The following is a 26824-nucleotide window of genomic DNA, read 5'->3' as shown; positions in this document are numbered from 1 at the left end:
TATTTGCTTGTCTTATTGCATCTTTTATTAGCACTTTATCAATAGTAAAGTGCTGACCCGTAAAACGAACGGGCAATTTCTTTTTTGTCATTAGTAACTTCTTACAGGTGAATACTTGAATTCAAATCACAATTCATAATTCAAAAATTGAAATTGCTTGACTGCAAATTTAGTAACTTTGCTTGATAAATTAACGAGAAAGAAGAGAAAATGAAAGCCGACCGCATAACATCACCTATACGCAAGCAGGGGGTTCGTGCTTCGTAAGACAGGAAAGTGGTAAATTTGAAGTTCAGTTCTTCGTAGGAAGTTCAGTGGTTAAAATCCCTGCCTGCGTATAGCTGAGAAACGTTAACATCAAAAACAGTGTACCATATATGGAAACAAGAGATAAACTTTTTACTGAAGAACAGTATAGGAAACAACTTGCTGGATATTCCAAAAGGTGTAAACAGTTAGAAAGCAGTATTATGGAAATTATCAATGCAGAGAAAGAGCATATTCAATTATACTCTGCTCCAAATTCTAATGTTGCTTACAATAAAACAGTTACACTTTTTGGATGTAAATTGAATTCATTTCTAACCATGTATTCAGTTGGGGAAGATATGGCAAAATTGAAATATGATTACAATGATTTAGTGAAAACGCTAACAAATCATTGGACGATTACCGGTATGTATGTACAGATGTTATGGATGTTGTCTATTGGAATTATGTTAGATACAGATGAACAAAATATAAGGATATTATCAAGCATGATTGACAATGAAAATGTTAATGATGCCTTATATGATTTTTTAATAAAATACAGATTAACCGATTGGGAAAGATGTTCTGACACAGTATTGTTTCCAGTTCCTTATCAAAGTACATTGTCTATAATTTCCAGCAACAATCAAAGTAAAGAATTGTCCATTCAGAAATTAGAGAAGTATCTTAAAAAGGAATGGTATCGAGGTCATTCTGATTGTGCTTGGCATGACGACCATAAATATGGTATTAGACATGACGGCTATTGGAGCTTTGAAAGTGGTGCGTTGGTCAAGGTCTTGGGGTTGGATGATAGCAGCCTTAAAGGGTTGCCCTATTATCCATACGATATGGTACATTGGAACGACATTAAATAAAGACAAGATATGAGTTACTCGGTTTATGCTTATTTGACTGATGCCGATAAGGTAAAATCCGTTTATGGTGCTTGTGATAATTTGCTGATAAACCAACTAAAAATTGCGTTGAAGCAGGAACTTGACAGTTTGAACGATTATTTCAGCGATAGCCTAAACACGGATAAAGATGCTTATGCAGCATTGGCAGATATAGTGAACGGAGAAATCCGTTATCCCGAAATTGCTTTCATGTACGGGTATGTGTATGAAAAGATTTGCAACCATTACGGAACGCAAATCTACTGTGCGGAAAACCTTTGGCAACTGGACAGTCAAAGTACATTCATCCCTATTCCTTTGAGTGATAATTTTCCCTATATCATCAGCATACCCGTTTCAGATTTGGAGAGCAAGCGGACGGAATACACCTCACTGCAAGAGGGTAACGGTATCGGAGATTATGATTACGAGCAGGAAATGGACGACTTGAATTTCATTTTCGATGAAGCCGTTGAAGCGCAAAAAGACCTTGTTATTATGGTGTATTGATATGGTACACTGGAATGAGAATAAAATATGATGTTAACGAAGCAGGATAACGGACAAGCCGTTCCCTGCTAAACCATTAGTGATTATGAATCAAAAAAAGGAAATATTAGAAAAATTGGCTTTCATAAGACGCCATAAAGAATTTGCATCTTTTGGAGTAAAGGAACAAGAGGTGTCTTATAATCCTTGTCTATCTGAAGAAGATATTAAGGAGTTTGAGCATAAACATTGTATAACTCTTCCTGATGATTACAGAACTTTTATTTCTGAAATAGGAAATGGAGGTTTCGGACCGGGATATGGATTATTGCCTCTTGATAAAGCTATTGTTGATTTCAAATTAAAAGATAAACCTAATATTTCCTTGAATGAAAAATTCCCATATCAAGATAGTTGGAATGAAGAATGGATAACTTCCTTTAATTGGGACGAGGGATACCCGGAAACGGAAATTGTTGATGCGTATATTAGTACCTCCCATATTGCAGGCAGTCTGCAAATAAGTCATTTCGGACATGGATGTACATTTCTATTGGTGGTGAATGGAAATGAAAAAGGACATATTTGGTTTGATGGACGAGCTGATTATAGTGGACTTGTACCGAAATTGAAAGATGGGCAAAGAATATCATTTATAGAATGGTATATAACCTTTCTTGATATGGAAATTGAGAACATAAATGAATCACTAACAAACAGCACTACCGCTTAAAGCGGAACGCTGCCAAACATTACCCACGTAGTAAAGATATGTTTAGAACACAAATTGAAATATTTACTCCTCGCAGTTTTGGAAGAATTCCAAGACATCCCGAAGATGGTTACATGGCTGAAGATGTAACTGAATCCATAATTCATCAAATAAGCGAGGAAAAACTTATCAAGAGAGTTCAAATAAGCGATTATATTCCTAATACTGTTCTCGAAAAATTGAATCGCTTATTTATATTACGTCCTGATATTTCTTTTCGTGTATATGGAGGGGCTGACAAAAAATTTGGATATGGAGATGATTTCAATGGTTGGAATCTGGATTTCCTGCGATTTGTTCCTGATGTACAAAATATCGTAATAGGCGATTTTGAATATAAGAATACTGGCTTATCTATTCTTTCAAGTTTGTCAAATCTAAAATCATTGACATTAGATATTTATGATTTAAGGGGTTTTTCTTTTGTCAATACTTTGCCAAGCCAGTTGGAACATTTACATATAGATGCGGATTTGAAGAGTGGAAAGCCTGTGTTTGATTGCCAATGGCTTTTGCGCTTGAAAAATCTCCAATCCTTATTCCTTGGGAAATTAGATAAGAATCTTGAAGCTATCGTAGGTTTAAGTCAGTTGAGAAAGTTAGAATTAAGAGCTGTCAAAAATAAGGATTTGTCTTTCTTAAAACAAATGCTTATCAAGGACTTGTCTATTCTGTGGTGTGACAGTTCAAAAATAGACTTGACTGTTTTGAGTGATTTTAGAACTTTGCGCCAACTGAAACTTTTTAGAATATCCAAATTGGATGATATTTCATTCGTCAGTACACTCACAGGACTTGAAAAACTCGAATTGATTTGGTTAGCTAATATTACTAAGATACCCAACTTAGCCAATCTAAACAACTTAGCTGAAGTCTGTATTGATACGTTAAATAAGTTGGTTGATATTACAAGCCTTGTAAATGCTCCAAAATTGAGAAAAGTAAAGATGTTAAGCGTTAAAAGTATGACAAAAGAATCTGTATATGCAGTGTTGGATAATCTGAATGTGGAAGAATTACTCTGTTTTGGAGGAAAAGCAGAAATAAGCGATATACATATAAATCGAAAAAATAAAGAATAAATACGTGGGTAACAAGCGGATAAATCTCTCCGGAAAATTGATTATCCACCGGACATTAATCGCTGAGAAAAAATATGAATAATTGGATTGCAACAGAAGGAAGCCCATTTGTCATTGTTGAGCAACAATATGCCCATCAATGGAACGGTCAAGAAGACTACAATGCTATATGTAGCGTAACAGATTACTTGGGGAAAATCTATATAGACAATCATGTCCTATTGGTAATGGGAGATGAACCGATGGCTACACGCATAGTAAATAAAGATGGAGCAATCTTAATAATTCGTTGGAAGTATGCTCCCGATTATCTAACGGTGGAAAAACTTCTGGAGAATGATATAGTAACTGGAGCAGAACCGATAGAAGAAGTTGAAGTAAAATGGGATTCTACTGAATTAGTCCTATTTGATTCTTTGTCTCCCTATTGTGAAGCATCGGTTAAAGTGTTTTTATCACTACAAAAAACATCTTGTATAATAAAAACTTATCATTACCAAAAAGACGAAGTATCTTTAATAATACATTCAATCCAATAAAGACGATTAACATGCGGCTAAACCTCCCCAGAAAAAGGTCGGTTAGCCACCAACCATTATAAACTCGTAAAATAAAAATATGATTGAAGCACTGAAAAATATAGGATTCGTCGTTACAGAACGATTGGAAAGAAAAGAATTAAGCTCTGATTTACAAAATCGGTATTCCGAACTTCCTGCGGACTATCAGGAGTTTTTACAACGGTTTCAGACAATCACGAATGAAAGTGATAATGTATGGTTTAATTCCATAGAGGACTTTAACGGAGAAAGCGATAGCGGATTCCGTTGGAATGAATTTGAGCTGATGGGACTTGAGGCGTTGGCAGATGATAAGGAATCCTGCGATATGATTCGCCTGTTTTGGGATAGCCATATTCCTATTCTTATGTCAGTAAAAGACGGATACCAATATTTGTGCATAGATTTATCTCCGGAAAATTACGGTAAAATCTATTATGGAGTTGAACCTGAATTTGAAGATTCGGCAGAATTTGTTTGCGATAGCTTCAATCATTTATTGGAAATGTTGTCTTCCAATAAAAAGAATGATATACTGACAAATTTCAAATAGGTTTATAACAAGCAGATAAATCTCTCTAAAAGATTGATTGTCCGCCAAACATTATCCGCATATACGATAAACCATAATGAAGATAGCTAAAATAAAAGTTGGACAACTGATTGCATGGGTAATATACTTACTTATGTTTGCTCTTGTCTTGATGGAGCCCAACCAATTAATGAGCATAACTGAAGTTAATGATGGTCCGGGAGCCGCGGTGGACGGATTGATGGCGTTGATTGGTTTTGTAGTAATCTGCGTATTATTCATATTTCTTGACCTTTTCTTCCACTTGTTTCTGCGTCATAATAAATTCAGATTGTCTGCCATTATACTATTGCTATTCAATGGTGTATATAAAACATACGAGTATTATTTCATCTATTTAGGATATGAAGGCAAGTATTTAACCGAAAATACGTATGAAAGTGTTCCTACGGCAGGTGACTTAGTGCTTTTTGTTGAGATAAATGGTATAATAGTATTGTATCTGGTTATGATGATACTGTTCAGTAGGTTTTTGGGATATTGGAGTCGAAAATAAGATATGAACATTAAACAAGAAATATAAAAATGACGGCAAAATTGAGGGGATATAAAGGCTTAATAATAGTTTTATTATCCGCAATAAACAAAGGAAATAGATATGGAAAGTAAAATCGAAAAAGCTAAACAAGTATTTAGGAAAATGCTTGTTGACGAGTACGGTATAAAATCAGCTGACCAGTTTTTCTCTACCGAAGGCGAGGCAATGGCTGAAATATACGAGAGTATGAAAATTGAACAAGAAAATTTCAATTTTACAGACGATGAATTGAATAGTCTTTTAGATTCAATTTTTGATGAAATGTAAATGCGGATAACGGTCAGCTATCCGTCGGATATTATACCGAATCAAGTAAAAAAAAATAAGAATGTGTTGGTCTGTCAAACAAACGAAAATAACGGTTCTGCTTCTGCTGTTTTGCAGTGTGCTTTGCACCCATGCGCAAGTGTGTAACCGGTGTGTGGAAATGCCTGATAGCGGCTTCATTTCTTACAGATTGGAAGGAGAACCGGCACACCGTCTGTTTCTGCAAGAAGACACGCTGCGCGTAAAGGTCAAGGGGATGGGGTTATTTCCGCCTTACACGCTGTTTTATGTGATTGCACAAGACGGTTGTTTGCGACGTATCGGCATGCCAAACGCCGAACAGACAGCTACCAAAGGCATAGACATAGATTTGCCAATATCCGCTTCGCTGGATGGGAAATACCTGAAGCGTATTTCAGACAGTGAGATACGTATATCCGGGGATAATCGCCCATATTTCAGCGCACAAACAGTGAAAGGCATATTAAACGGAATGGATTTGTTGTGGATCTATGACGGTACGATGGTAAGAGATTCCGCAGTGTTTGGGAAGTTGAATAAAATAATCAAGGACAATGTGGAAAATGTACAGATTAAGATACTGTACGGCAAACAGGCGTACTGCCAATATGGTATAGCCGGAATCAACGGGGCTATAATTATTGAAACTAAGGTCGCCAGTAGAGGGCAGAACCATTGAAGACTATTTATCCGTCAGACATAAGATAAATAAGAAAATGAGAATACCTATCATAATCCTGCTTTTAGCAAGCCTGTTTGCTGCAAGTTGCGGAGATCCACCCATGCCGCCATCGGACGAGGAAATGATACGCCACTTCGCCACGCACGAGGCGGCGTTCCGCAAGGTGTACGAAATCATGTCAGAGAGTTCAGAAGGTAGTTTTCACTACCCGCCGTTTTCTCCTGACGGGATCATTATACTTGATTCAATGGAGCAAAGTGATACATCCTATGAATCAAATGACGAACAAGACCTCCCGGTATATGGGCTGTTAAAGCCAGACCGAATCCTACTCGACTCCCTGTTATCAGAGATTGGATGCGGTTTTATCCTTGTTGATCGCAGGGAATGGGAAACGGCAGATTCGGTATATGTGAGCCTTTTTATGCCGTACTACTCCCACGGTATCGTAGATGCAGGAACGTCCAAGAGTTTCGTTTACGATCCCGGATTGAGAAGCCGTCGGAATATCCGTATCACCGAACATGGCGACCTAAACGAGATCTACCGCAGGACGTACAACGACACCACGCTTTACAAGCCCATCAAGGAAGGTTGGTACATCGAGCTAGACCATTCACGATAACCTGAAATGATGAACAAAACAATATGAAATCAAGATTGGTATTAAGGATATTGTGGGGACTATGCTGTCTGCTATTGCTGTGGATGGTTGTCAGTGATTCTATACAATTCTCAAAGCATCCGGAACTTTACCCGATAGGTTGTGAAGGATTAGGTTGGAGCTATGAATCTTCCGAAAACTATATCTTTACAAGCCGGGTGGCGATTGGTTGGAGTGCCATCGGCTTTGTCGCATCTGCCTGCTATCGTTTCAAGTATAGCGGAAAAATACTGTTGGTACATTTTGTACTGACACTACTTCGATGTTGTTGGAATTGTATAGTCATTTATGGATAGGGGTTTGCTTTATTGTCCCTAACTAACGATTAAACGCCGGGAAACTTTCGGGCGAGACAGCTCCACCGACCTTAGGGAGAACGTCCAAACAAGCATCCCCAAAAAATGCTTTTGAGCATACCATAGAAAAAAGGAAGACCGAATGTTCTGAAGTTTCTTCCTTATGATATATATTTGTAATTGAGCGAAATGAAAAGATTGCCATAAACAGCGATTGGCTGCCGAACATTATGTTTAGAATGAAGAAACAGGAATATAAAGAGCAAGAACGACATTATTATTTCTTCGACTATCTGTTTTGGTTGGGAGAAATAACATGGGAGCATTATCACAAGGTCAGTTTCAAACAATCCCGTGGGAGTGATATGCTGTGGGCCTGTATCACGTTTTTTATATTCATGCCGGTTCTGACCATAGGCGGTCATTTTCTGGATGACTTGGCATTCGAGGTGTTTGGAGCCGTTCTTCTAATCGTGTTCTCCGTTTCTGTCTTCATGACAGACCGTCTGTTCGGCAAAATATACCCGCCTTCCCGGCGGAAAGCGGTCATGCAGCATTATGCGGGACGCAAGTTCAGTCCCTTCCGGCGCAACCTGTTCTTTTTCCCTCTCTATTTGCTTCTTATTCCCGCAATGGTTTTATTAGGAACTGCTCTGAAATGGATAACTGAAATACTCAAATGACAAATAGAAGAAACATATTCAGCCGTTTTTTCCGCCTGTTGGTGATGCTGCATAAAATTTCCTACGCGCATTTCACGGAATGGAACAATAAAAGGAAGCGAAAGGCATTTGCTGCCGGAATATACTTCCTGAGCATCCTCCCGGAATTCGTCCTGTTGGCCGGCACATTTCTGGCGGCAAGGGGACAAGACGGGTATGTACATCTGGTAAACGTGCCACAAAAGGTTGTTTTCTACGGTCTGGCGAGTCTGGCGGTGCTGCTGTCAGCCATCCCTCTGGGATTTTTTGACGACAAGAAGATATGCAAGGAAGTCCGGCAGGAACTCCGTGAACGTCCCCGTTACTGGAAACGAGCAATAGCAGTCTATTGGGCAGTTATCGTGGCTATGGTGGTGGCGGCGAATATTGTGTTTCCCACTTTTTCGGACAAGACAATGCCGCCGGAGAATGAGCGGACTGAAGTACCGCAAAGGTGGAGGGATTACCTTTCACTACGTTTTGCCATAGTAGCCCGTCAGGAAACGCCCAATGAAGTCTTGCAGCGTCTGATCGACCAAGACGGGCGCACGACACGCTACGGGAAACCAGTCTATGCCATGCAAGTAAGAAAGGAGGACATGGCTGGAGAGTTCCGTGTAGGGTTGCTGAGCCATGCCACATTCGAGGAAATCAGAGACGGCAGACGAAAATTTGTAGAATGTACATGGGTTAAGGGATATACGCCTGACAGCATTAGGATATTGCTGACCGTTTGGTACGAAATGAAGAAAGTAGAGCTTTGTCCGGTGGACTCTTTGGAATGGACGGAGGATATGGAGTTTTAAGATTTACAGAAACATGAAAAAAGTAATAACGGCCTCCGGCAAATGCTATGGGTATAACGTTCAAGATAAATGTGCAATTTATTTTGAATGAGTATGATGAAAAGTAGAATTTTAAGCAGAAAAAAATAAAGACTATGAACGATGAAATGTTTCAGAGAATACTTGATGAAATAAAAAGTTCGTCAAAAACGATAAATGTGCTGCCTCTGGATGAAGCAGCAAGGCAGGCAATGAAAGAGAAGTACCGGATCAAGAGCGGTAGCCTGATGGCTGCAATCCTTGAAAACACAGGTGGTATAGTCATTGACAACTGGATAAGGCTGTACGGTTCGGGAGAACTAAACTTTGTCACTAGAAACAGTCTGTTCCCGTTCAACGAGATAGTGATCGGCGAAGACATACTGGGAGGATTGTTCATCTGTCTTGACGACGGCAATATCGGCTATTTTGCCCCCGACTGTCTGGAGATGGAAGATATGGAGATAAAATTTGGACAATTCGTCTATTGGTGTCTGCATGGCGATACGGATAAGTTCTATACCGATTACAGATGGGACGGCTGGCAGAACGATGCTTCGAAACTGAAGAGCAGTGAGGGCGTAGCTTTTTATCCTTTCCTTTGGGCTGAGGCGGAAAGTCTGGAGAGCAGAGTCCGAAAAGTCGTTCCGATGGATGAAATCCTGAGACTTCAGTTTGCCTTTCTGGGCCAGAATGACAAGAATGAGTGAATTCATTGCTATCCTCTGACACAAAGCTGCAAATGCGCTTAAATTCCTCATGATTTTCATGGGAGGGGGATTTTTTGTGTTACGGAAGAACTTGTACCCCAATGTAGTGAACTGACAAAATGTTGCTAAACTATGATTAAAAGCATGGATTTCCATGTGGAAGGCGTATTGTATTACAATAGTGCCAAATTTCTGTTATTATTAACAAATTAAATGTGACCAGTTGGAATAAAATCGGTATCTTGCATTTATAAACAAAATAATGAAATTATGGGACTTGGATTCACCATTCACACTAAAATCAAGGATATTGAAAAGTTTCAACAGACTGTAGAAAGTCAGGCTGTTGAGTCCGGTTATAATGCAGAGCACGATGAATCATCTTCGACGGTAAGTTTTTGCAGGCTGGGCGACTTGTTCCTAAATTATCAACATGAGGGAGAAGGAAATACAGACAACGTCATTTCCGTAAACGGAGACTGCCAGACCAACATGCTTGGTCCCGGCTTCCACAAGGCAGCAATAGAGTTCATCGACAGACTTCAACAGGCGACCCGTACCCGGTTTGAGGTTGAAGACGAGACGGACTATTACACGGAAAGGGACTTTGAGGCCATGAAGAAGAAACATTTTCACAAGTGGCTGGCCAAACTGTTTGAAATCATCCAGGAGCAGAAGGACAAAGGCAGCACGTCTTTGTTATTCTGTTGGGATATCAATAAATATTACCCTCAATCAGACAACGGCATTGTCATTTCACCTTTGGGTTCTTTCTGTCTTTCAGAGGTCGTTAGGCGTATCCGGGAAGAAGGAATCGAATCTTTTGCCGATGATTTCTTCATCTGGAACAATTCGGAACGTGATGCACGTTTTCATAGAGGCATGGCCCTGAATGCCATGTGGGAGGACTGCTATTTCATGCCGTCAGAAAGAAGTGAAGAAGATGCCCGTATCAACGGGTACATCATAAGCGAGCTGGAAACGACAGCATCACTTGACCCGTCTCTTCCTTTCCCCAAAAAGGAATACGAGGAACTTTGCAGACTCCATGGTTGTGTTCCTGTCCCGACTGACGGGATACCGCCCTACGAAACGGAATTTGCCATCGGCTACCGGCGCGGAATTGTCAACCATAAGGTCGGGAAGATCAGGTTCAGCCTACCGGGCAGCTATCTCGAAGATACGGATGAAGGCACCCTCGTCTATTATGATGCGGCTGCAGACAACTGGCACACGGTTAGATGCACCGGATACTCTACCGATGGTGAGCCGGATTTCCTTGATGTGGAAGAGGAAATGATTGAAGAAAGGGAATTTGACGGCGGAAAATACCGCCTCTATGACATGGGTATCGACCAAGATTCAGAGGATGAAGAACCTTATCCCGTTTACAGCTGTCATGCACTGTGTCCCAACCAGTACACCCTCTTCACGTTGTGTGCCTCCCGGTTAGAGGACCTGAAAAAACTTTCAAGTGAATTCCTCCCGACTTTGGTTGCAGACCAGCCTATAGAACCGGAAAAAAAGCAAATCATATATACCGGAGAGAACATGAATGACGAATTGATGGAGCAGATAGACGAATGGCACAAGGCCGAAAAGCATCAGGAAATCATCGATGCACTGGAACAGATTCCGGAAGCCGAACGGGATTTTGAAACGACCGGCTTTCTTGCAAGGGCGTACAACAATATTGAGGAATATGCCAAAGCCGCGGAACTGCTCGAATCCGTCAGGGAGGAAGGCGCTGAAGATGAACGGTGGAATTTCAGAATGGGATATGCCCAGTATTTTCTGAACAATTATCGGGAGGCCCTGGATTATTTCAGCAAGGCAAGGGAACTTAATCCGGAAGATGAATACACCCTGAGTATCATCCGTCAGTGCAATATGCACTTGCCGTTAACCAGACGAGTGAAAGAATTCTGGAACTGGTTTGTAGAAAACGAAGAAAAGCTGTCTGGCATGATGAATCCGAAATCCATGGAGGAAGCTGATGCCTTCATGGAGTTTATCAGTAAAGGAACCAATCTGATATCGGAAGACATGCACTTCAATATCGGAGGTGACCATGAGTTCACGTTCTCGGTCGAAGGATGGCCGGATCTCTTCATCATCTATCCTTACATCATATCCTGTATGCCGGAGTGTCTGAAAGGCAAATGGAAGTTCTTCCCCTTCAACCCGGGCAAGGTCGGGTCTTTCGCATACCGTGTACACGATACCGATGTCGATATGGGCAAGATCATGGTAAAAGCATCCTATGACGAAAAAAGAGAAAACTTCAACATCAGGTATTACGACAAAAATCTTTGTGCCTTACCGGAAGAAAATAGTGACGGAAACTTTCATGTCATTTTGGAACTTGTACTGGGAGAAGGTGTCTCATTCAAATATGTCAATGGTATAGAAAGAGCGTCAGGCATTGAGGAAGGCATGATTGCCTTGTCCGGGTTGAGACAGCACATAGAGGAAACCGTGAAATCCCACGGCCATGAATTCTTCGAGAATCCGAAGGACGTTTATACGGGATATCAACTGACCCCGAAGGAAAGTGATGAACTGCGCTTCGATGTGATAGTAGGATCTACCTGTCTGAGCTCCATCGTAGCTGACTATTATCATGGTTCAACCGAGATATTTGACCATGCCAACGGTTTCGGTGCACAAGCTCTTTACATAGTCTTCCAGAATGGTGCTGGCGAAGATAATATATTGAACTTCCGTCATGATCTTGAAGACAGGATAACAGAAGAGATTCTTGAACCGGGCAATCTCGGTGTGATAACAGGGGGTGCAACCGGAACGGAATACAGCTATATCGACCTGTTTGTCTATAACCAGCAAGTATTTATCTCAACTTTGCTTCCTTTGCTTGATGAGTATCCTGAGTATTCTTTCTACCTTTCCGAATTCTGTAGGCAGGGTCAGTTATGTAGACTTTCAGACAGCGAACCATGGAAAGGAGAAAGTCCTGATGGCATTTCGTACAGTCCGGGAGATGATACATTCTTCAGTCAGATAGAAGAGTGGAATGAGAAGGACGAATACACGAAGTCTATCAGGGCTTTGGAGGCAATACCTGAAGAGCAACAAGACTACAGGATAAAAATGTTGCTTGTAAGTGCATATGAGAATTATGCCATTATCGGTGACAATGATGAAGGAACAGAACGCTGGAAAGGAGACAGAGTTCTACTAAAGGCAATAAGACTTATGGAGACCGTGCGTGACGAAGGTGAGAAAAATGCGAACTGGAACATGCGTATGGCATACGCATACCAATATCTTATGAGACAAGAAGAAAAAGCGATAGAATATGCCAAACGCTGGGCGGAACTTGATCCGGAGGACAGCAGTGCCAAGGAAGTCATCGAAGAGTGTATGGAGGAGATTTCGAAGCGGGAGAACAGTTCAAACGTGAAGGAATCCGATACAGTGGAGCCATGCGCCACAAGCAACACGCATATTGAAACAAGAGAGACTGAAAATATCGAACTAAGGGATAAGAATATGGACAACAGACAGAAAGAAGCAGCTCTGGCTGCAATGATAGCCTGGCTCTCGCACTCGCAGGAGTTGGGACATAAGCCAGCGGAGATCGAGTGTACGGGAACATTCGTACTGCACGATATGACCTACTACATTTTCAAATACAAGGATACCAAGGACAGTGAATGGCTGCTGGGCGTGAATGGTGGATACGAAGGAGACAGCTTGTCAGACTGCGGCCATACCTTCAGTGAGATGGAACCCTATGACGAAAAGACGGCTGTCAAGGATGCTACGGCCCTTGTCGAGATGGTGCGTTCCTACTGGATGGAACAGGCAAAGCAGGCCGAGGAACGTGAGAAAAAGGCCGGCACATTCGTGGGATTCGCCTTGCTCTCCGACAACAGCTGGGACAAGGAAAAATACATCAGAGATCTGAAAGAACAGTGGGACATCACCGCTGAAGAGAAATCTGACGAGGAACGGAACCCCGAGTCACTGGTCTTCGACGTGGGTGACATGATGGCGGCGGTAAGCCTGATGCCTGCCCCCGTACCTAATGGCGAAGCCGAAGAATGCGCGAAGAACAATTACATGTGGTCGGAGGCCGAAAAAACAGCCAAAGAGCATAAGGCCCACATCATGGTTGCCGTTATCGGCAAAGAGGAGTCCCTGATCGAAAGAGGTAAACTGTACGTGAAGCTGTTGTCTGTCTGCTGCCACCAGAAGAATATAACCGGTATCTATACCAGCGGTGTCGTTTTCCAGCCCCGTTTCTATGAAGGCTTTTCCGGAATGATGAAGGAGGATTCGCTGCCTATATACAACTGGATATGGTTCGGGCTTTACCGTACCGAAAAGGGAATCAGCGGCTACACCTATGGAATGGAGTGTTTCGGCAAGGACGAAATGGAGGTCCTTGACGTGGATGCCGACCCGTCAAAGGTGAGAGACTTCCTGGCCAGCATGGCAGGATATGTTCTGGAATACGATGCAGTTCTCAACGACGGAGAAACCATAGGCTTCTCTGCTGTCGATAAACATAGGATAACACGTGGACAGGGTGTTGCCCTTCCGGACAAAGTGACTCTGAAAATCTCATACGGCAGCGAAGACGATGCCGATGGCGGTCCCGATTTCCCGGATGACACGGATGAAGTGATGGACGATGCGGAAGGCCATCTGGAGAAGTTCAAAGAGAAGGATCTGCCGTTAGATACAATTACGGCCTACAATCATCTGGCAATATATCTACGCTGGTGCATGGTAAATGACCTTATGAGGGATGATTTTCTTGAACAGTTCGGAGACCTTGTGTCCCGGATCAAAAGCGGCTCGGCCGATGATGACCTGAGGGTGTTCATAAAGGACAACCTGAACGGGCAGCTTACAAGATTCCTGTTCAATAAACAGGGCCGTGCATTTGCCGACTACTATTATGGCAGTTACTATGGCGCCAACGAAACTCCATTTTATCCCGGAGACATTGACAACCACGCCCTGGATTATTTCGGTCCGGAAAGGTATCATTCCGATGAGTTCAAAGAGGAAGCATACCTGTTTGTCCCGTATGACGAGGATTATTACCAGGCAATGTCACAACGCATAGACAGACGCTTCGCCAACTGGCAGGGGCTGCATATAGACAAAGATACCGTTGAGCCAGACGAACTGGCCCGTGCCTTCATGGATTATCTTGATTGTGAATGCACCTATTTCCCATCCATGAGTGACGATGACCCTATCATGTCAGCCTATACCTATGCCCAACGGCTCGGCGTGCGGGAAGGCTTCATCCCCGTTCTGGTCAATGTCGATGAAGGTTTGTGGGAAAACATAATCGGGAACTCGGATCCTGACAGCGAAAGCTCGGATGATTACACATTCAACCGGGAAAAAGTCAATGAATTCCGCAGAAGGCTGCTTGAGGCTCCTGTCATGGACGGGAAATCCATCCTTGACAAGCTGACCGGGCAGGACAACGATGATATTGATGAAGAGCCTGAAGGCGGATTCGACAACAACCGTTATTCGAGCTACTGGAATACCGATACGAACATGACGCATCCGCTGATCCTTGCCCGTATTCCGGTCACGGAGCCGTGGAAAATATTCGCGTACCTGCCATTCGGCAACTGGAACGACTGTCCTGCAAACCCCGAACTGATGGCCATCTCAAAGTATTGGTACGAGGAATACGGTGCTGTTCCGGGAACCTTTACCAGCGACCAGCTGGAGTATGAACTTCCAGCTCCCGTTCCGGAAGACAGAGCAATGGAAGCCGCAATACAGCAATATGCTTTCTGTCCGGATATGGACCAGAGCTGTGACGGCATAGGCAGTCTTGCCGACACGTTGCGTCAATCCAGAATATGGTATTTCTGGTGGGATTAACCGATTCTTTCACATTCAAAAGCATTTCAATATGAATCAAGTATTTCAACAAGACCTAAATACAAAGGAACTGCAGCCCGGAGGACCTTTACTTATAAACCTTCTGTTCAAGGAACCGGTTGAATTGCCGGATACGCAGAGGGTGGCTGATGTATGCCGGAAGCATTTCGGCAATGTAGAATGCCGCGAAGGTGATGACAAGTCTGTCTTCATCACAGCTTTGGACCACATGGTGGAGTTTGAGGACGGGAAAGCACCCGTGCAGTTCCTGATGACTTCGTGCATGGACTTTGACGGAAAGACCGTGGACGACTTCACCCGGAGCCAGATGTGGGACTGCCAGGAAAGCCGTGACCGTATCCTTGAGGAATGCCGGTACAGTATGCTCGCTACGGACTTCCTTGCCCGCGGCCTGTCTTCTCTGGAACGTGCCAATCTGGAAATGGACTACCTTGAAGCGCTCGCCGAACTGTTCCCGTCCTGCGAAGCGTTCTTCTTCAGCGGCAGCGGGAAACTGTTCGAGGCGGAGGAAATCCGCGGCAATCAGATAGAAGGTCCTGACCGGTTCATCCGCTATGCCGTAAACGTCCGTTTCTTCACGATTCAGGGTTCCGACGACATGCTGGTCGATACACTCGGGATGAACACGCTGTTCCTGCCTGACCTGCAGTACCACTTCCGCGGACTTGATCCGAACTGGATAGTGAACCATGCCTACAACGTGGCTTCCTATCTGCTTACAAGCGGCAACGAAATAGATTCGGGAGAAACCATCGATGGAATCAAAGACGGTGATATGGACCGCAGCATCCAGTGGAAATGCCAATACGAAGACGCGCTGATACAGCCCAAGCGTCCCGTACTTGACATCAACACGGGAGAATATGCAGCCGGGAACAGGGAATGATTTACCAATGACCAATTAACTTGTTGCGTATGCCATTGAACTTGACAGAAGAACAGATATTGCAGCTCGCTCCCGACGACTCATCTGTAAAGGCCGGCAAAGGACTTGCGACCTTGAGCAAATGGGTACTGAAGGAATGCAGCGGACGTGCCGTCTGGGGTCATTGCCAGGGAAGCGGAAAGAATCCCTACCAGACGGTGATAGACTTGAATGACATTGCGTTCAAGTGTTCCTGCCCGAGCCGCAAATTCCCGTGCAAGCATGGGCTTGGCCTGCTGTTGCTGTACGCCCGCCAGCCTGACCAGTTCACGCAGGCGGAAGAGCCGGAATGGGTGACGGCGTGGCTTGCCAAAAGAACGGAGAAGGCCGAAAAGAAGGAGCAGAAAGCCAAAAGCGAAACCCCTGTGGATGAAGCGGCTCAGGCCAAGAGGCAGGAGAAGCGGCACCAGAAGGTACTGGGAGGCATATCCGACCTTGAGGTATGGATGAAGGACCTGGTGCGCAACGGATTCCTGAATGTTCCGGAACGTGCCTATACCCTGTTTGACAACATGGCCCGGAGGATGGTGGATGCCCAGGCACCGGGACTTGCGGGGAGACTGAGAGCCATGGAGGCTATAGACTTCGACTCGGAAAGCTGGAAATCCGACCTGACGGAAAGCATGGGCAGGCTGTACCTGCTCATGCAGAGCTACAGAAACATGGACGGCCTTCCCGAAGAATGGAAGGACGAGATACGCACGCAGATCGGATATCCCCAGTCCAAGGACAACGTCCTTGCCGGAGAGCCGGTGGCGGACAGCTGGCTCGTGCTTCACAAGCAGTCCCGTAAAGTCAACGATATCAATACCGACATCTACTGGTTTTACGGAAAGGAAAGCAGACTTTTCGCCAGATACCTGAGTTTTGCCGTTGCCGGTACCTTTTCCACCGAGAACTGGATTCCGGGCAGTGCCTATAAAGGGGCGCTATGCTTTTACAACGGCACGGGTACATGCCGGCGTGCATTGTTCCGGGAGTCCGTACTCGCGGAAGAAAACTTTGTGCCGGCGTGCAGCCCTAACCTGAAGCAGGCTGCCGCGGTGTACCGCACGGCCATGCTGACGAATCCGTTTTTCGAGGACGTCCCCCTGCTTGTGGATGACGTGAGGGTTGCCCGTAACGGGAAAGACTACACGCTGCTGGACAACGCGGGCAATGCCGTCCGTGTGGCGATGCCCGAGGAAACCTTCATCGACATCCTCGCCATTACCGGCGGCAATCCGTTCGCCTCGCTGGTCATTGTAAACGGGGATATATGGGAACTGAAATCCATTTGGTACAACAAAGAATATCATACTTGGAGAGATGAACGTAACTGAACCTATCATACAGGCTGCACTGCTTGGAACAGCCAACCGTGAATTCGTTCCCGGAGCCTTTCCCGAGTCCCTTCAGACTCTGGTTGACGGGATCCACGGGAAAGCCAAAGACACGGAATCGTTCCTGTACATGACAGCCGCATCCGCCTTCGCCTACAGGCGTGCCGGATGGGAACCGGCCGGAGCGGAAGGCATTGTCCCCGTGAAAACAGCCCCGGAAGAGGAACTGCCGTATTTCGACAAGGACCGGAGTCAACTCTTTTCCAGACTCCACGGTACACGCTATATGCTAGCCTACGCCTACCGTCTGACGCAGGGGTCGGGAAAAATCATTTCGCCCGAATACCTCCAGCCGCTTATCCGGCGTGCCTATGACCGCAACAATCCGTTGCGGTTTGAAGAACGCAGGCTGCTGAAAAATCTCGTCGGGAACAGAGGCTTATGGCTGATCAGGCAGATGGGCCTTGTCGGAGAGGAATGCGGGATCACCGATTCTTGGGATACGGCCACCCACGGCGAGCGTAAGGAGATGCTTGCCAGATTCAGGCAGCAGGATTCTGCCGCAGCCCTTGAACTGCTGCGGAAAGACTGGAAGAGCGAACCGGCCAACCAGCGCAACGAGCTGCTTGAATGTCTCCGGATAAACATCAGCAAGGCCGACGAGCTCTTCATACAGGAAGTGCTGGAGTCGGACCGCAGCTCCATTGTCAAGGAAACGGCACGGAAACTTCTGTGCATGATTCCCGATTCAGCCATGGTGATGCGCTGCTGCGAACTCCTGCGTGGACATATCAGACACAACATGCTTACCGGATGGTCATACGACGAGATCGGATACACCCCGGAGATGAAGGCCATGGGGCTGTCCGAGGTAAGCTCCAACAAGAAAGAGGGCGATTCCGAATTCATCCTGAGGCAGCTCGCCGAACGGGTGCCTTTGAGTTTCTGGTGCGAGGTATATGGCTGCGGTAAGGAAGAGGCCGCGAGAAAATTCGCCAAGCATCCCCCTTTCAGGAAGTTCCTGGAGCTGGAGGACCCGATACTCAACTTCTCGGACGGGCTGTGGGCTTTCCACACCCTGAAGGAAGACCCTTCCTATCTGCGCAAGCCGGAACTCGTGGCGATGCTCACTCCCTCCCAGCGGGAGGAAATCAGCTGGCCGGAAACGGTCCGGGATTTCGGATTCATACCCGACTCATGGTACGGCAACGACTACGAGGCATGGGGCCCGAAATTCTCTTCCAGCGTCATGTCTTGGATTCTGAAAAAGGATTACCTGTACTATGCCGCAGACATGGCGGAACGGCTTGCCATGCATATCCCGTCACATCTAAGGAACCTGATCAAGGCCAAGGCCGCCTCTTCGGCGGAGGCTTCGCCGTCCATGAACGAGTTCTGCTCGAAGATGCTGGAATTCATGGATCTTAAATCTGAAATAGACACTTTGTTAAATGAAAAATAAATATTGATATTCATATGAGCACTTTACTGAGACAACATGCCGAGCAACAGTTTGCAGAGGAACTTCATGAACTGAAAAAGAACGAGACCAACCCGATTCCCGAAAACTGGGAGATGTCACCCCAATCCGTGGTCACCTACCTCATGGGAGGGATACTGAAGAACGGTTTTGAGGTTTCACCGAAATACATAGGCAACCGCCGCCTGATGGAGATTGCCGTGGCCACCCTTGTCACCGACCGGGCGCTGCTTCTGTACGGTCTTCCCGGTACGGCCAAGAGCTGGGTCAGCGAGCACATGGCGGCAGCCATATCAGGCGATTCGACGCTGATAGTACAGGGTACCGCCGGAACGGGAGAAGAGGCCATCCGCTATGGCTGGAACTATGCCCGTCTTCTCGCCGAGGGGCCGAGTGAGGGTGCCCTGGTACAGACCCCGGTGATGAAGGCGATGCAGGAAGGCAAGATCGGCCGCATTGAGGAGCTTACCCGTATCGGTTCTGACGTGCAGGATACGCTCATCACCATCCTTTCGGAGAAGACCCTGCCCATCCCCGAGCTGAACAAGGAGGTGCAGGCCATCCGCGGATTCAACATCATAGCCACGGCCAACAATAGGGATAAAGGTGTGAATGACCTTTCAAGCGCACTGAAACGCCGTTTCAACACGGTCATCCTCCCGTTGCCCGACACGCTTGAGGAAGAAGTTGACATTGTCCGCCGCCGCGTGGAGAGCTTCGAGAAAGTGATGCAGCTGCCGGCAGAGAAACCTGCCCTTGATGAAATCCGTCGTGTCGTCACCATTTTCCGTGAGCTGCGTCAGGGAGCCACCGGCGACGGCAAGACGAAGCTCAAGAGCCCGAGCGGCACACTGAGTACGGCAGAAGCCATATCCGTGGTGAACAACGGCCTTGCCATGGCCGGCTATTTCGGTGACGGCCAGATCCATGCGGAGGACCTCGTTTCAGGCATCCTCGGTGCCGTGGTGAAAGACCCTGTACAGGACAAAGTGGTATGGCAGGAATACATGGAGACAGTGGTCAAGAACCGTGAGGGCTGGAAAGACATCTACAGGGCTTCAAGAGATATGATTTGATTGACGTATTTTGCATGAGACAAGTAATATGACAGACATTCATCTATTGGGAATACGTCATCACGGGCCGGGCTCCTGCCGGAACATCCTGCAGGAACTTGAGCGTATCCGTCCCGACCTCATACTGCTTGAGGGACCGGCGGAGGCCGAGGCTCTCATGCCGTTCGTCTCCTACGGGCAGATGAAGCCTCCGGTAGCCCTGCTCGGCTATCAACCCGATGTGCCGCAGAATGCCGTATTCTATCCGTTTGCCGACTTCTCGCCGGAATGGCAGGCTTTGCGCTATGCTCTCCGGGAGAATGTCACCTTACGCTTCTTCGATCTCCCGCTTGCCCATTCCCTTGCCTTCGAAGCGGAAAGGAAGGATGGCAACGAGCCTGTAGAAGCGGATGATGAAGCTATTAAACAGCCGGGTGATCCGTTTGACCTGCTGGCAGAAGCTGCCGGCTATACTGACGGTGAATCGTGGTGGAACATGAACATAGAACAGCGCAGAGACGGCAGCGGCATCTTCGAGGCCGTCAAGGAAGCTGTGACCGCGCTCAGGGAAGCCCTCCCGGAACATACCTCCCGCAGGAACCTTGTCCGTGAAGCGTGGATGCGTCGCATGATACGAGCGGCCCAGAAGGAACCTTTCGGGTGCATAGCCGTAATCTGCGGGGCATGGCATGTCCCGGCACTGGAGAATATGCCGAAGGTGAAGGATGACAACGAGCTGCTGAAAGGGCTCCCGAAGGTAAAGGCGGAATGCACGTGGATTCCGTGGACGTATGACAGGCTCACCTTCCGCAGCGGTTACGGGGCCGGCATAGACTCTCCGGGATGGTATCATTACCTGTGGCATCATCCGGAAGATGACGGCACCTGGTGGGTCAGCCGTATAGCGGCCCTTCTGAGGAAGAAGGACATGGACATCTCGGTGGCCCACGTAATCGAGACAGTCCGTCTGGCGCAGACGACAGCTGCGTTGCGTGGATTGCCCGCCCCGACGCTTGAGGAATACAACGAGGCGGTGACCACCGTAATGGGCTTCGGGGACGATATGCTGCTGCAGCTCGTCAGGGAATCGCTCATCGTGGGCAACTGTCTGGGCAAAGTGCCGGAAGCGGTACCCAAAGTCCCTCTCCTGATTGACGTGGAACGGCAGCAGAAACGCTTGCGTGTTCCTTTCACGGCGGAAATAAAGGAGATGACACTTGACCTGCGCAAGGAGACCGACCTGGAACGCAGCCTGTTCTTCCACCGCCTGGCCCTGCTTGACATAGACTGGGCCAAGCCGGAAACCGCAGGCGGCAAGGGTACTTTCAAGGAAAAATGGAGTCTTTACCATAGACCGGAACAGATTGTCTGCATCATAGAACGGGCAGTCTGGGGCAATACCGTGGAGGAAGCCGTGCAGAAGTACGTCTCCGACCGCATGACCGGAATCACCAGAATCCCCGAACTGACGGGACTTCTTGACCGGGTCATTCCGGCCAACCTTCCGGAGCTTGTGGAAGCGATGACCATCCGTCTTGACCGTCTGTCGGCGGCATCCACAGACATTGTGGAGATGATGGAAGCGGTTCCCGACCTGGTGAACATCGTCCGTTACGGCGATGTCCGCAATCTGGATTTCAGCAAGGTGGGCAACATGCTCCGGGCCATGGTGGCACGTATCCTTGCAGGAGGTCTGCTCGTCTGCATCAACATCGACGAGGAGGCAGCCGGAGAACTTCTTGAACACCTGTCGGCTACCAACTATGCCGTATCCACGCTTGATGACGAAGAGCTGAACGGCATGTGGTATGGGTTCGTGCAGCAGATCCGCAATTCATCAGGAGCGCATCCGCTGCTCTCCGGGTACGCGGCACGCATACTCTACGACAAGGGCAGGATATCGCGTGAAGAGATGCGTGACACCTTGAGCTTCTATTCATCGGTGGGCAACGCACCTTCCGACATCGCATACTGGTTTGAGGGATTCCTGCGTGCATCAGGTTCGGTACTGCTGCTGGACGACAACCTGTGGCAGCTCGTGAACGGCTGGCTCTGCGGTTTGAGCGACGCAAATTTCATAGAACTGCTGCCGGTGATCAGACGTACATTCAGCAATTTCACTACAGCCGAGCGCCGCAAACTCGGCGAGAAGGCCAAAGGATTCGAATTGAACGGAACCGATACCGGAATCGCCTCCGGGGAACATTCCTGCAATGACGGGGATGCATCCAAAGTAATACCCCTGCTCGGCAGACTTCTGGGAATCGGATAAAAAAGGAACAGAACATGGAAACAGAATATTTGAAAAGATGGCGTATGGCTCTCGGCGGGAATGCCGCTGACGGGACGGGTGTAACGCTGACGGTGGAAGAACAGCGCCTTGACAGTTCGCTGGAAGCCGTCTATGACAGTGACCGCCGCGGCGGACTCGGGTCGTCGGCCCCAAAGGTAAGCCGCTGGCTTGGCGATATCCGGGAGTTTTTCCCACAGACCGTCGTGCAGGTCATCCAGAGGGATGCCATCAAGCGTCTGCATATCGATTCGCTGCTTACCGAGAAGGAGATGCTGGCAACAGTTGTCCCTGACGTACATCTGGTAGCTACACTGATGTCACTCGGCAGGGCCATTCCCGAAAAGAACAAGGACATGGCCCGTCAGGTTGTACGCAAGGTCGTGGATGACCTGCTGCGGAAGCTCTCTTCCCCGACCCAGCAGGCCGTCACCGGTGCTTTGAACCGTTCGGCGAGAAGGCGCAATCCCCGTTACAACGAGATAGACTGGAAGACGACCATCATAAAGAACCTGAAGAACTACCAGCCCCAGTACAAGACCGTCATTCCGGAAGTCAGGATAGGCTACGGCAGAAAATGCAAGGCTCTGAAGGACATCATTCTCTGTCTCGACCAGAGCGGTTCGATGGGAACCTCTGTCGTATATTCCGGCATCTTCGGTTCGGTACTGGCCTCCCTGCCGTCCGTCAATACGCGTATGGTGGTGTTCGACACTTCGGTCGTTGACCTTACCGATGACCTGCAGGACCCGGTTGACCTGTTGTTCGGTGTCCAGCTCGGCGGAGGAACCGACATAGCCAGGGCCCTGACTTACTGTCAGGGTGTGATCACACGGCCGCAGGACACTGTGCTGGTACTGGTGACCGACCTCTATGAAGGCGGTGACGAGAAGGAGATGCGCAAGCGTTTCGCCTCCATTGTGGCCAGCGGTGTGCAGCTGATTGTGCTTCCGGCCCTGAACGATGACGGGGCGCCCTGCTACGACAAGCGTAATGCCGAGTATCTTGCCGGTCTGGGTGTTCCCACATTTGCCTGTACGCCTGACAAATTCCCCGACCTGATGGCTGCGGCATTGAGCAAGCAGGATATCGGGATGTGGGCATCAAAGAATATCAAAGAAAAATAGAGGAATATGGAACTTTCAGATGAACTGTACGACAGAATCGAAGAACTGTCAGAAACGGGAAATGAGGCGATGGAAAGCGAAGATTACGCGAAAGCCATCTCCTGTTTCCAAGAGGCACTGGACATCCTTCCTGAACCGAAGGAAGACTGGGAAGCATATCTCTGGCTCGCCGGCTCAATCGGTGACGCCCATTTCATGATGGGGAACTACGGCAAGTCGCTGGAGTTTTTCCGCAAATGCTACAATATCGGAGAGACAGACAATCCTTTCATCCTGCTGCGCCTTGGCGAGAACTATCTGGAAATGGAGGATGAAACCAATGCAACTGAATTTCTTCTCCGCGCCTATATGCTCGAAGGGGAAAAGATTTTCAAGGAAGACTGGAAATATTTCCAATGGCTGTCCGGGCATGTGAATCTCAAACAAAAATAATAACAAAATTATACGGCACTCATGAAAAAGGAAATAACAGACAGAATCAGGCTACTGGGCGGCAACGTAGCAAACCTGAAAGGGAATTCACTGAAAGAGGATCTCTGTGCCATTACATTCGATACGGCCTTGTTCCTTAAACCGGTGGACACGCCCTGGCTGGCTGCCGAAGATACAGAGCCGATTGAAGGTTTGGGCGATTGGGTGGATGAGCATATGGAGTTGTTCAATTCTGACAGGGAGGCGTTCTATAAGGAAATGACAGATACGTTCTTTACCTTGGATGAAGAACCTCGCCGCCAACTGTTTTGGGTTGCCAGACCATTTACGCCATTCCAAAAAGGGACATCGGATTTTGAAGAATGGAATGGTTGGTTTACGGATAATGCAGAGCTGGGTGAAATCATCAAGTATTCAAATTGTGCCACTCCGGATTTTGTAGAGCTGCTTTATACGGACGGTTATCCCAATTACTATCTCATCTGCCTGTCAGATAACGACCCTGAGAATCCTGTCATCTGGAGTACGGATCATGAGGAATTTTTCACGGAAGTAACCAATGAGGGACGACTGAATGATTTTCTCGACAGGTTCATGACTAAGGAGGAATTCCTGAAATTGGTGAAAAGTAAACTTGAAGAGTGAATATAATAGTTGGATTAATGCTTTATTTTATAGCAAAGCTATAAGAATGGAGAAATTTCTTCAAAATAAATATAATAAGCGGTTTGCCCCCCCCTGAAAATCAGTTTGCCACAGAACATTATCAACCTCGAAAAATAAAAATATACGACATATGAATAGAATGTTGATACTATACATTTTTTTGTTGCTTTGCGGCACGGTTTCCGCACAACAAACAGTAGAATGGAATGATTTGCAGCCCCTGACGGATGATGCACACCGCACAGTATATTATAAAAAAGACAGTAAACGGCCGTTGCAGGGAAAATATCGCATTATACGAGGGCTTGACGAAGAACACGTGAAACTTTCAGACGGCATGATAAACGGTGACTATCATCGCTACCGTGACGGGGTATTGCGTGAGTCGGGCATATATGTCAAGGGCAAGCGTAACGGTACATTCACGGAATACTACCAAGACGGCGTTACTCCTCGAAAGGAAACACCCATACTACAAGGCAAGATAGACGGAACTGTAAAGACCTATTTCCGTAACGGAAAAATAGAGATAGAAAAGGAGTACAAACAGAGTGTGGAGAACGGGCGGGAACGTCGCTTTGCCAACAAGACGGGTAAGCAGATTTTTGAATCTCATTATATCGACGGGAAAAAAGATGGCGAGGAATGGGAAATCTTCGAGGACGGCCGCGCAATACGCAGCAAGACTACATGCCACTACCGTAATGGAAAACTCGACGGTTCGTATCGTGTGGAATCAACATGGGAGGGTAAACCCTATATAACCATTGAGGGACAATACACCGACGGTGAGAAATCAGGGCAATGGATACAGCATAACTATCAAGATAATACCCAAACCTGCACATGGCATGGTGAAGGTGGGGCTTAAACTTAGATGAAAACCGTCATCATAACACTACTTTTGACGGCTGCATCGGTCATGAGTTGCAAGCCGCCTATGCCTCCGACAGACAATGAGTCCGCCTGCACATCTTCATGCAAACAAGACCAACGGACAGCGGATGTTATTGGCGAAGCGGATATAATAACGGGGATTGCTTCCGATGATTTTCCCTCCCTTTTCATACAAGGCAATCATTTCCAGTTCCAACGCAAGAATGGATTATATGCTCCTTTGGGTATTGGGTTCATGGAGGTCATAGCCGAGCAGAACCCCGTCATACCATTATACCGGACAGCAACGTGCAAGGAGCCGGAAGATAGCATTGCACTGCATCAGTATCCGTTTGACAAGGATATTGCCGAGCGGAAAAGGAAGGATGACAATCCGCAGGAATGGCAGGACGGACAGAATAACGCTTCATGCAAAGATGGCAGATATTACTATCGTTACTCTTCGGAATCAGATACGTTAATGCCCTTGGCATGGAGATCCGGAAGCAACATACATGAATACTTAGAAGAGACGGCAAGTCTGACCTACACTTTTCCCATGCTCCGTTTTAGAGTGTTGGGCTTAATGGCGGGAAGGGCTGAAATTGTACTGAACGAGGAAAGCGGAAAAACGGCATGGATCAACTGTTCATCTGGGCAGATTATGATGCATGGAAACAGGATGCAACGCAACCGCAGCCTCATGCGGATAAATGGTATTCCAGCGAAAAGAACGCATGACTTTGACACCTACTATATCTCTTGGGAAGACTATCTTCGCATGGTGACGGTAGTCTGCTTCAAGGACAATACAGAAGTCCGAAAACCGTTTGAGGTACAAGGCGATACAATAAAGAGTGAACAAGGCTGGAAATTATGGAAACAAGGAGAAGAGCTACTGATAAAAGATATTATAGAATACTACCTTGAATAATGTCGGCTGCCGGACAAACGCCGGGGAACTCTTTCGGGCGGGACGGGGCGCGGGAAGTTTCGGCGAACAGCCGAAGCCCCGTGTGTCAAAGTGCAAGCGCAAGATAGTGAAAACCCTTTCACCCACGTTAGGGATTGCAGGGGAAAAGCCACAGCATAGCGAGGACTTGTAGCGGAAAGCCCGACCCGAAGGGGGAACGCCCAAACAACCACCCGAACAAACTGCTTTTTGGCAAGGATTGCATTTATGGAAAAATACGAAGTAGATTATAGTGAGTCATCCTATTTTGTTTTTTAATACAAACAATGCGATTTCGCCCAATAGCAAAGTCAAAAAGCTACCTATCCAAAGATAATAACCTGTTGACAAATGAAAAACTCCAAGAGTGCTTTCAATGCCCCGTTCCGGGTCTACGAATATCGGATTATTTGACGTGACGACCTGAATGTCCCCCGGATGAA

Annotated in this window: 25 protein-coding genes and 1 pseudogene; 25 read left to right on the top strand and 1 reads right to left on the bottom strand. The window is 46.7% G+C overall.

Annotation, left to right across the window (positions count from 1 at the left end):
• Positions 1 to 91, bottom strand: a pseudogene (locus tag H8S52_RS03585) (23S rRNA (adenine(2058)-N(6))-methyltransferase Erm(F)); the annotation flags it as partial.
• 286 nt (positions 92 to 377) lie between these two features.
• On the opposite strand from H8S52_RS03585, the gene H8S52_RS03580 reads away from it, so the two are divergent.
• The 25 genes from H8S52_RS03580 to H8S52_RS03460 all read left to right on the top strand — a co-directional run bounded on the left by H8S52_RS03580 (position 378) and on the right by H8S52_RS03460 (position 26363).
• Positions 378 to 1130 carry a PoNi-like cognate immunity protein gene (locus H8S52_RS03580; protein WP_118033011.1) on the top strand — a complete coding sequence of 251 codons (753 nt, stop codon included), beginning with the start codon at positions 378 to 380 and terminating at the stop codon, positions 1128 to 1130.
• Positions 1131 to 1139: 9 nt separating this feature from the next.
• Positions 1140 to 1661 (top strand): hypothetical protein, encoded by a 522-nt coding sequence (locus H8S52_RS03575; protein ID WP_118033012.1) that lies wholly within the window; start codon positions 1140 to 1142, stop codon positions 1659 to 1661.
• Between the two features lie 85 nt (positions 1662 to 1746).
• Complete coding sequence (locus tag H8S52_RS03570; RefSeq protein WP_117515215.1) at positions 1747 to 2373, top strand: SMI1/KNR4 family protein; 627 nt, start codon at positions 1747 to 1749, stop codon at positions 2371 to 2373.
• A gap of 38 nt (positions 2374 to 2411) precedes the next feature.
• Complete coding sequence (locus H8S52_RS03565; protein ID WP_115649216.1) at positions 2412 to 3494, top strand: hypothetical protein; 1083 nt, start codon at positions 2412 to 2414, stop codon at positions 3492 to 3494.
• A gap of 74 nt (positions 3495 to 3568) precedes the next feature.
• Positions 3569 to 4033 carry an Imm21 family immunity protein gene (locus H8S52_RS03560; RefSeq protein ID WP_009316589.1) on the top strand — a complete coding sequence of 155 codons (465 nt, stop codon included), beginning with the start codon at positions 3569 to 3571 and terminating at the stop codon, positions 4031 to 4033.
• Between the two features lie 79 nt (positions 4034 to 4112).
• On the top strand, positions 4113 to 4607 hold the full coding sequence (locus tag H8S52_RS03555) for an SMI1/KNR4 family protein (RefSeq protein WP_028728885.1): 495 nt from the start codon (positions 4113 to 4115) through the stop codon (positions 4605 to 4607).
• A gap of 76 nt (positions 4608 to 4683) precedes the next feature.
• Positions 4684 to 5142 carry a hypothetical protein gene (locus tag H8S52_RS03550; RefSeq protein ID WP_004328532.1) on the top strand — a complete coding sequence of 153 codons (459 nt, stop codon included), beginning with the start codon at positions 4684 to 4686 and terminating at the stop codon, positions 5140 to 5142.
• A gap of 102 nt (positions 5143 to 5244) precedes the next feature.
• Complete coding sequence (locus H8S52_RS03545) at positions 5245 to 5451, top strand: hypothetical protein (protein WP_222620284.1); 207 nt, start codon at positions 5245 to 5247, stop codon at positions 5449 to 5451.
• 160 nt (positions 5452 to 5611) lie between these two features.
• Complete coding sequence (locus H8S52_RS03540; RefSeq protein ID WP_225982424.1) at positions 5612 to 6151, top strand: hypothetical protein; 540 nt, start codon at positions 5612 to 5614, stop codon at positions 6149 to 6151.
• A gap of 37 nt (positions 6152 to 6188) precedes the next feature.
• Positions 6189 to 6779 carry a DUF4948 family protein gene (locus tag H8S52_RS03535; RefSeq protein WP_117515209.1) on the top strand — a complete coding sequence of 197 codons (591 nt, stop codon included), beginning with the start codon at positions 6189 to 6191 and terminating at the stop codon, positions 6777 to 6779.
• Between the two features lie 23 nt (positions 6780 to 6802).
• Complete coding sequence (locus tag H8S52_RS03530; protein ID WP_081032677.1) at positions 6803 to 7114, top strand: hypothetical protein; 312 nt, start codon at positions 6803 to 6805, stop codon at positions 7112 to 7114.
• Between the two features lie 239 nt (positions 7115 to 7353).
• Positions 7354 to 7797: a hypothetical protein gene (locus H8S52_RS03525; protein WP_233525114.1), complete on the top strand. Its 444-nt coding sequence runs from the start codon at positions 7354 to 7356 to the stop codon at positions 7795 to 7797.
• On the top strand, positions 7794 to 8621 hold the full coding sequence (locus tag H8S52_RS03520; RefSeq protein ID WP_009316582.1) for a hypothetical protein: 828 nt from the start codon (positions 7794 to 7796) through the stop codon (positions 8619 to 8621). The genes H8S52_RS03525 and H8S52_RS03520 overlap by 4 nt, the downstream gene beginning before the upstream one ends.
• Before the next feature lie 134 nt (positions 8622 to 8755).
• Positions 8756 to 9349, top strand: a complete 594-nt coding sequence (locus H8S52_RS03515; RefSeq protein WP_009316581.1) for a DUF2625 family protein — start codon at positions 8756 to 8758, stop codon at positions 9347 to 9349.
• A gap of 270 nt (positions 9350 to 9619) precedes the next feature.
• The gene (locus H8S52_RS03510) at positions 9620 to 15235 is read left to right on the top strand and encodes a DUF4253 domain-containing protein (protein WP_117515205.1); all 5616 of its coding nucleotides are present in this window, start codon (positions 9620 to 9622) and stop codon (positions 15233 to 15235) included.
• Between the two features lie 31 nt (positions 15236 to 15266).
• Complete coding sequence (locus H8S52_RS03505) at positions 15267 to 16142, top strand: DUF4261 domain-containing protein (protein ID WP_009316579.1); 876 nt, start codon at positions 15267 to 15269, stop codon at positions 16140 to 16142.
• Between the two features lie 29 nt (positions 16143 to 16171).
• Positions 16172 to 17503, top strand: a complete 1332-nt coding sequence (locus H8S52_RS03500) for an SWIM zinc finger domain-containing protein (protein WP_004328519.1) — start codon at positions 16172 to 16174, stop codon at positions 17501 to 17503.
• Entirely contained in the window at positions 17490 to 18965 is a 1476-nt protein-coding gene (locus tag H8S52_RS03495; RefSeq protein ID WP_117515203.1) for a DUF5691 domain-containing protein, read from the top strand. The genes H8S52_RS03500 and H8S52_RS03495 overlap by 14 nt, the downstream gene beginning before the upstream one ends.
• A gap of 14 nt (positions 18966 to 18979) precedes the next feature.
• The gene (locus H8S52_RS03490) at positions 18980 to 20059 is read left to right on the top strand and encodes an AAA family ATPase (RefSeq protein WP_004328517.1); all 1080 of its coding nucleotides are present in this window, start codon (positions 18980 to 18982) and stop codon (positions 20057 to 20059) included.
• Positions 20060 to 20087: 28 nt separating this feature from the next.
• The gene (locus tag H8S52_RS03485) at positions 20088 to 22310 is read left to right on the top strand and encodes a DUF5682 family protein (RefSeq protein ID WP_004328516.1); all 2223 of its coding nucleotides are present in this window, start codon (positions 20088 to 20090) and stop codon (positions 22308 to 22310) included.
• A 14-nt stretch (positions 22311 to 22324) separates the two neighbouring features.
• Positions 22325 to 23455 carry a VWA domain-containing protein gene (locus tag H8S52_RS03480; RefSeq protein ID WP_004328515.1) on the top strand — a complete coding sequence of 377 codons (1131 nt, stop codon included), beginning with the start codon at positions 22325 to 22327 and terminating at the stop codon, positions 23453 to 23455.
• A gap of 6 nt (positions 23456 to 23461) precedes the next feature.
• Complete coding sequence (locus H8S52_RS03475) at positions 23462 to 23887, top strand: tol-pal system YbgF family protein (RefSeq protein WP_117515201.1); 426 nt, start codon at positions 23462 to 23464, stop codon at positions 23885 to 23887.
• Between the two features lie 21 nt (positions 23888 to 23908).
• Complete coding sequence (locus H8S52_RS03470; RefSeq protein WP_117515199.1) at positions 23909 to 24532, top strand: hypothetical protein; 624 nt, start codon at positions 23909 to 23911, stop codon at positions 24530 to 24532.
• A gap of 151 nt (positions 24533 to 24683) precedes the next feature.
• Complete coding sequence (locus H8S52_RS03465; protein WP_004328512.1) at positions 24684 to 25424, top strand: toxin-antitoxin system YwqK family antitoxin; 741 nt, start codon at positions 24684 to 24686, stop codon at positions 25422 to 25424.
• Positions 25425 to 25430: 6 nt separating this feature from the next.
• Positions 25431 to 26363: a hypothetical protein gene (locus tag H8S52_RS03460; protein ID WP_117515197.1), complete on the top strand. Its 933-nt coding sequence runs from the start codon at positions 25431 to 25433 to the stop codon at positions 26361 to 26363.
• Positions 26364 to 26824: the final 461 nt, after the last annotated feature.

This window comes from Bacteroides sp. NSJ-48 (genome assembly GCF_014287405.1).
GTDB lineage: Bacteria > Bacteroidota > Bacteroidia > Bacteroidales > Bacteroidaceae > Bacteroides > Bacteroides stercoris.
Note: the sequence above shows the minus strand (reverse complement) of the source record. Positions and strands in the feature narration are given on the sequence as shown.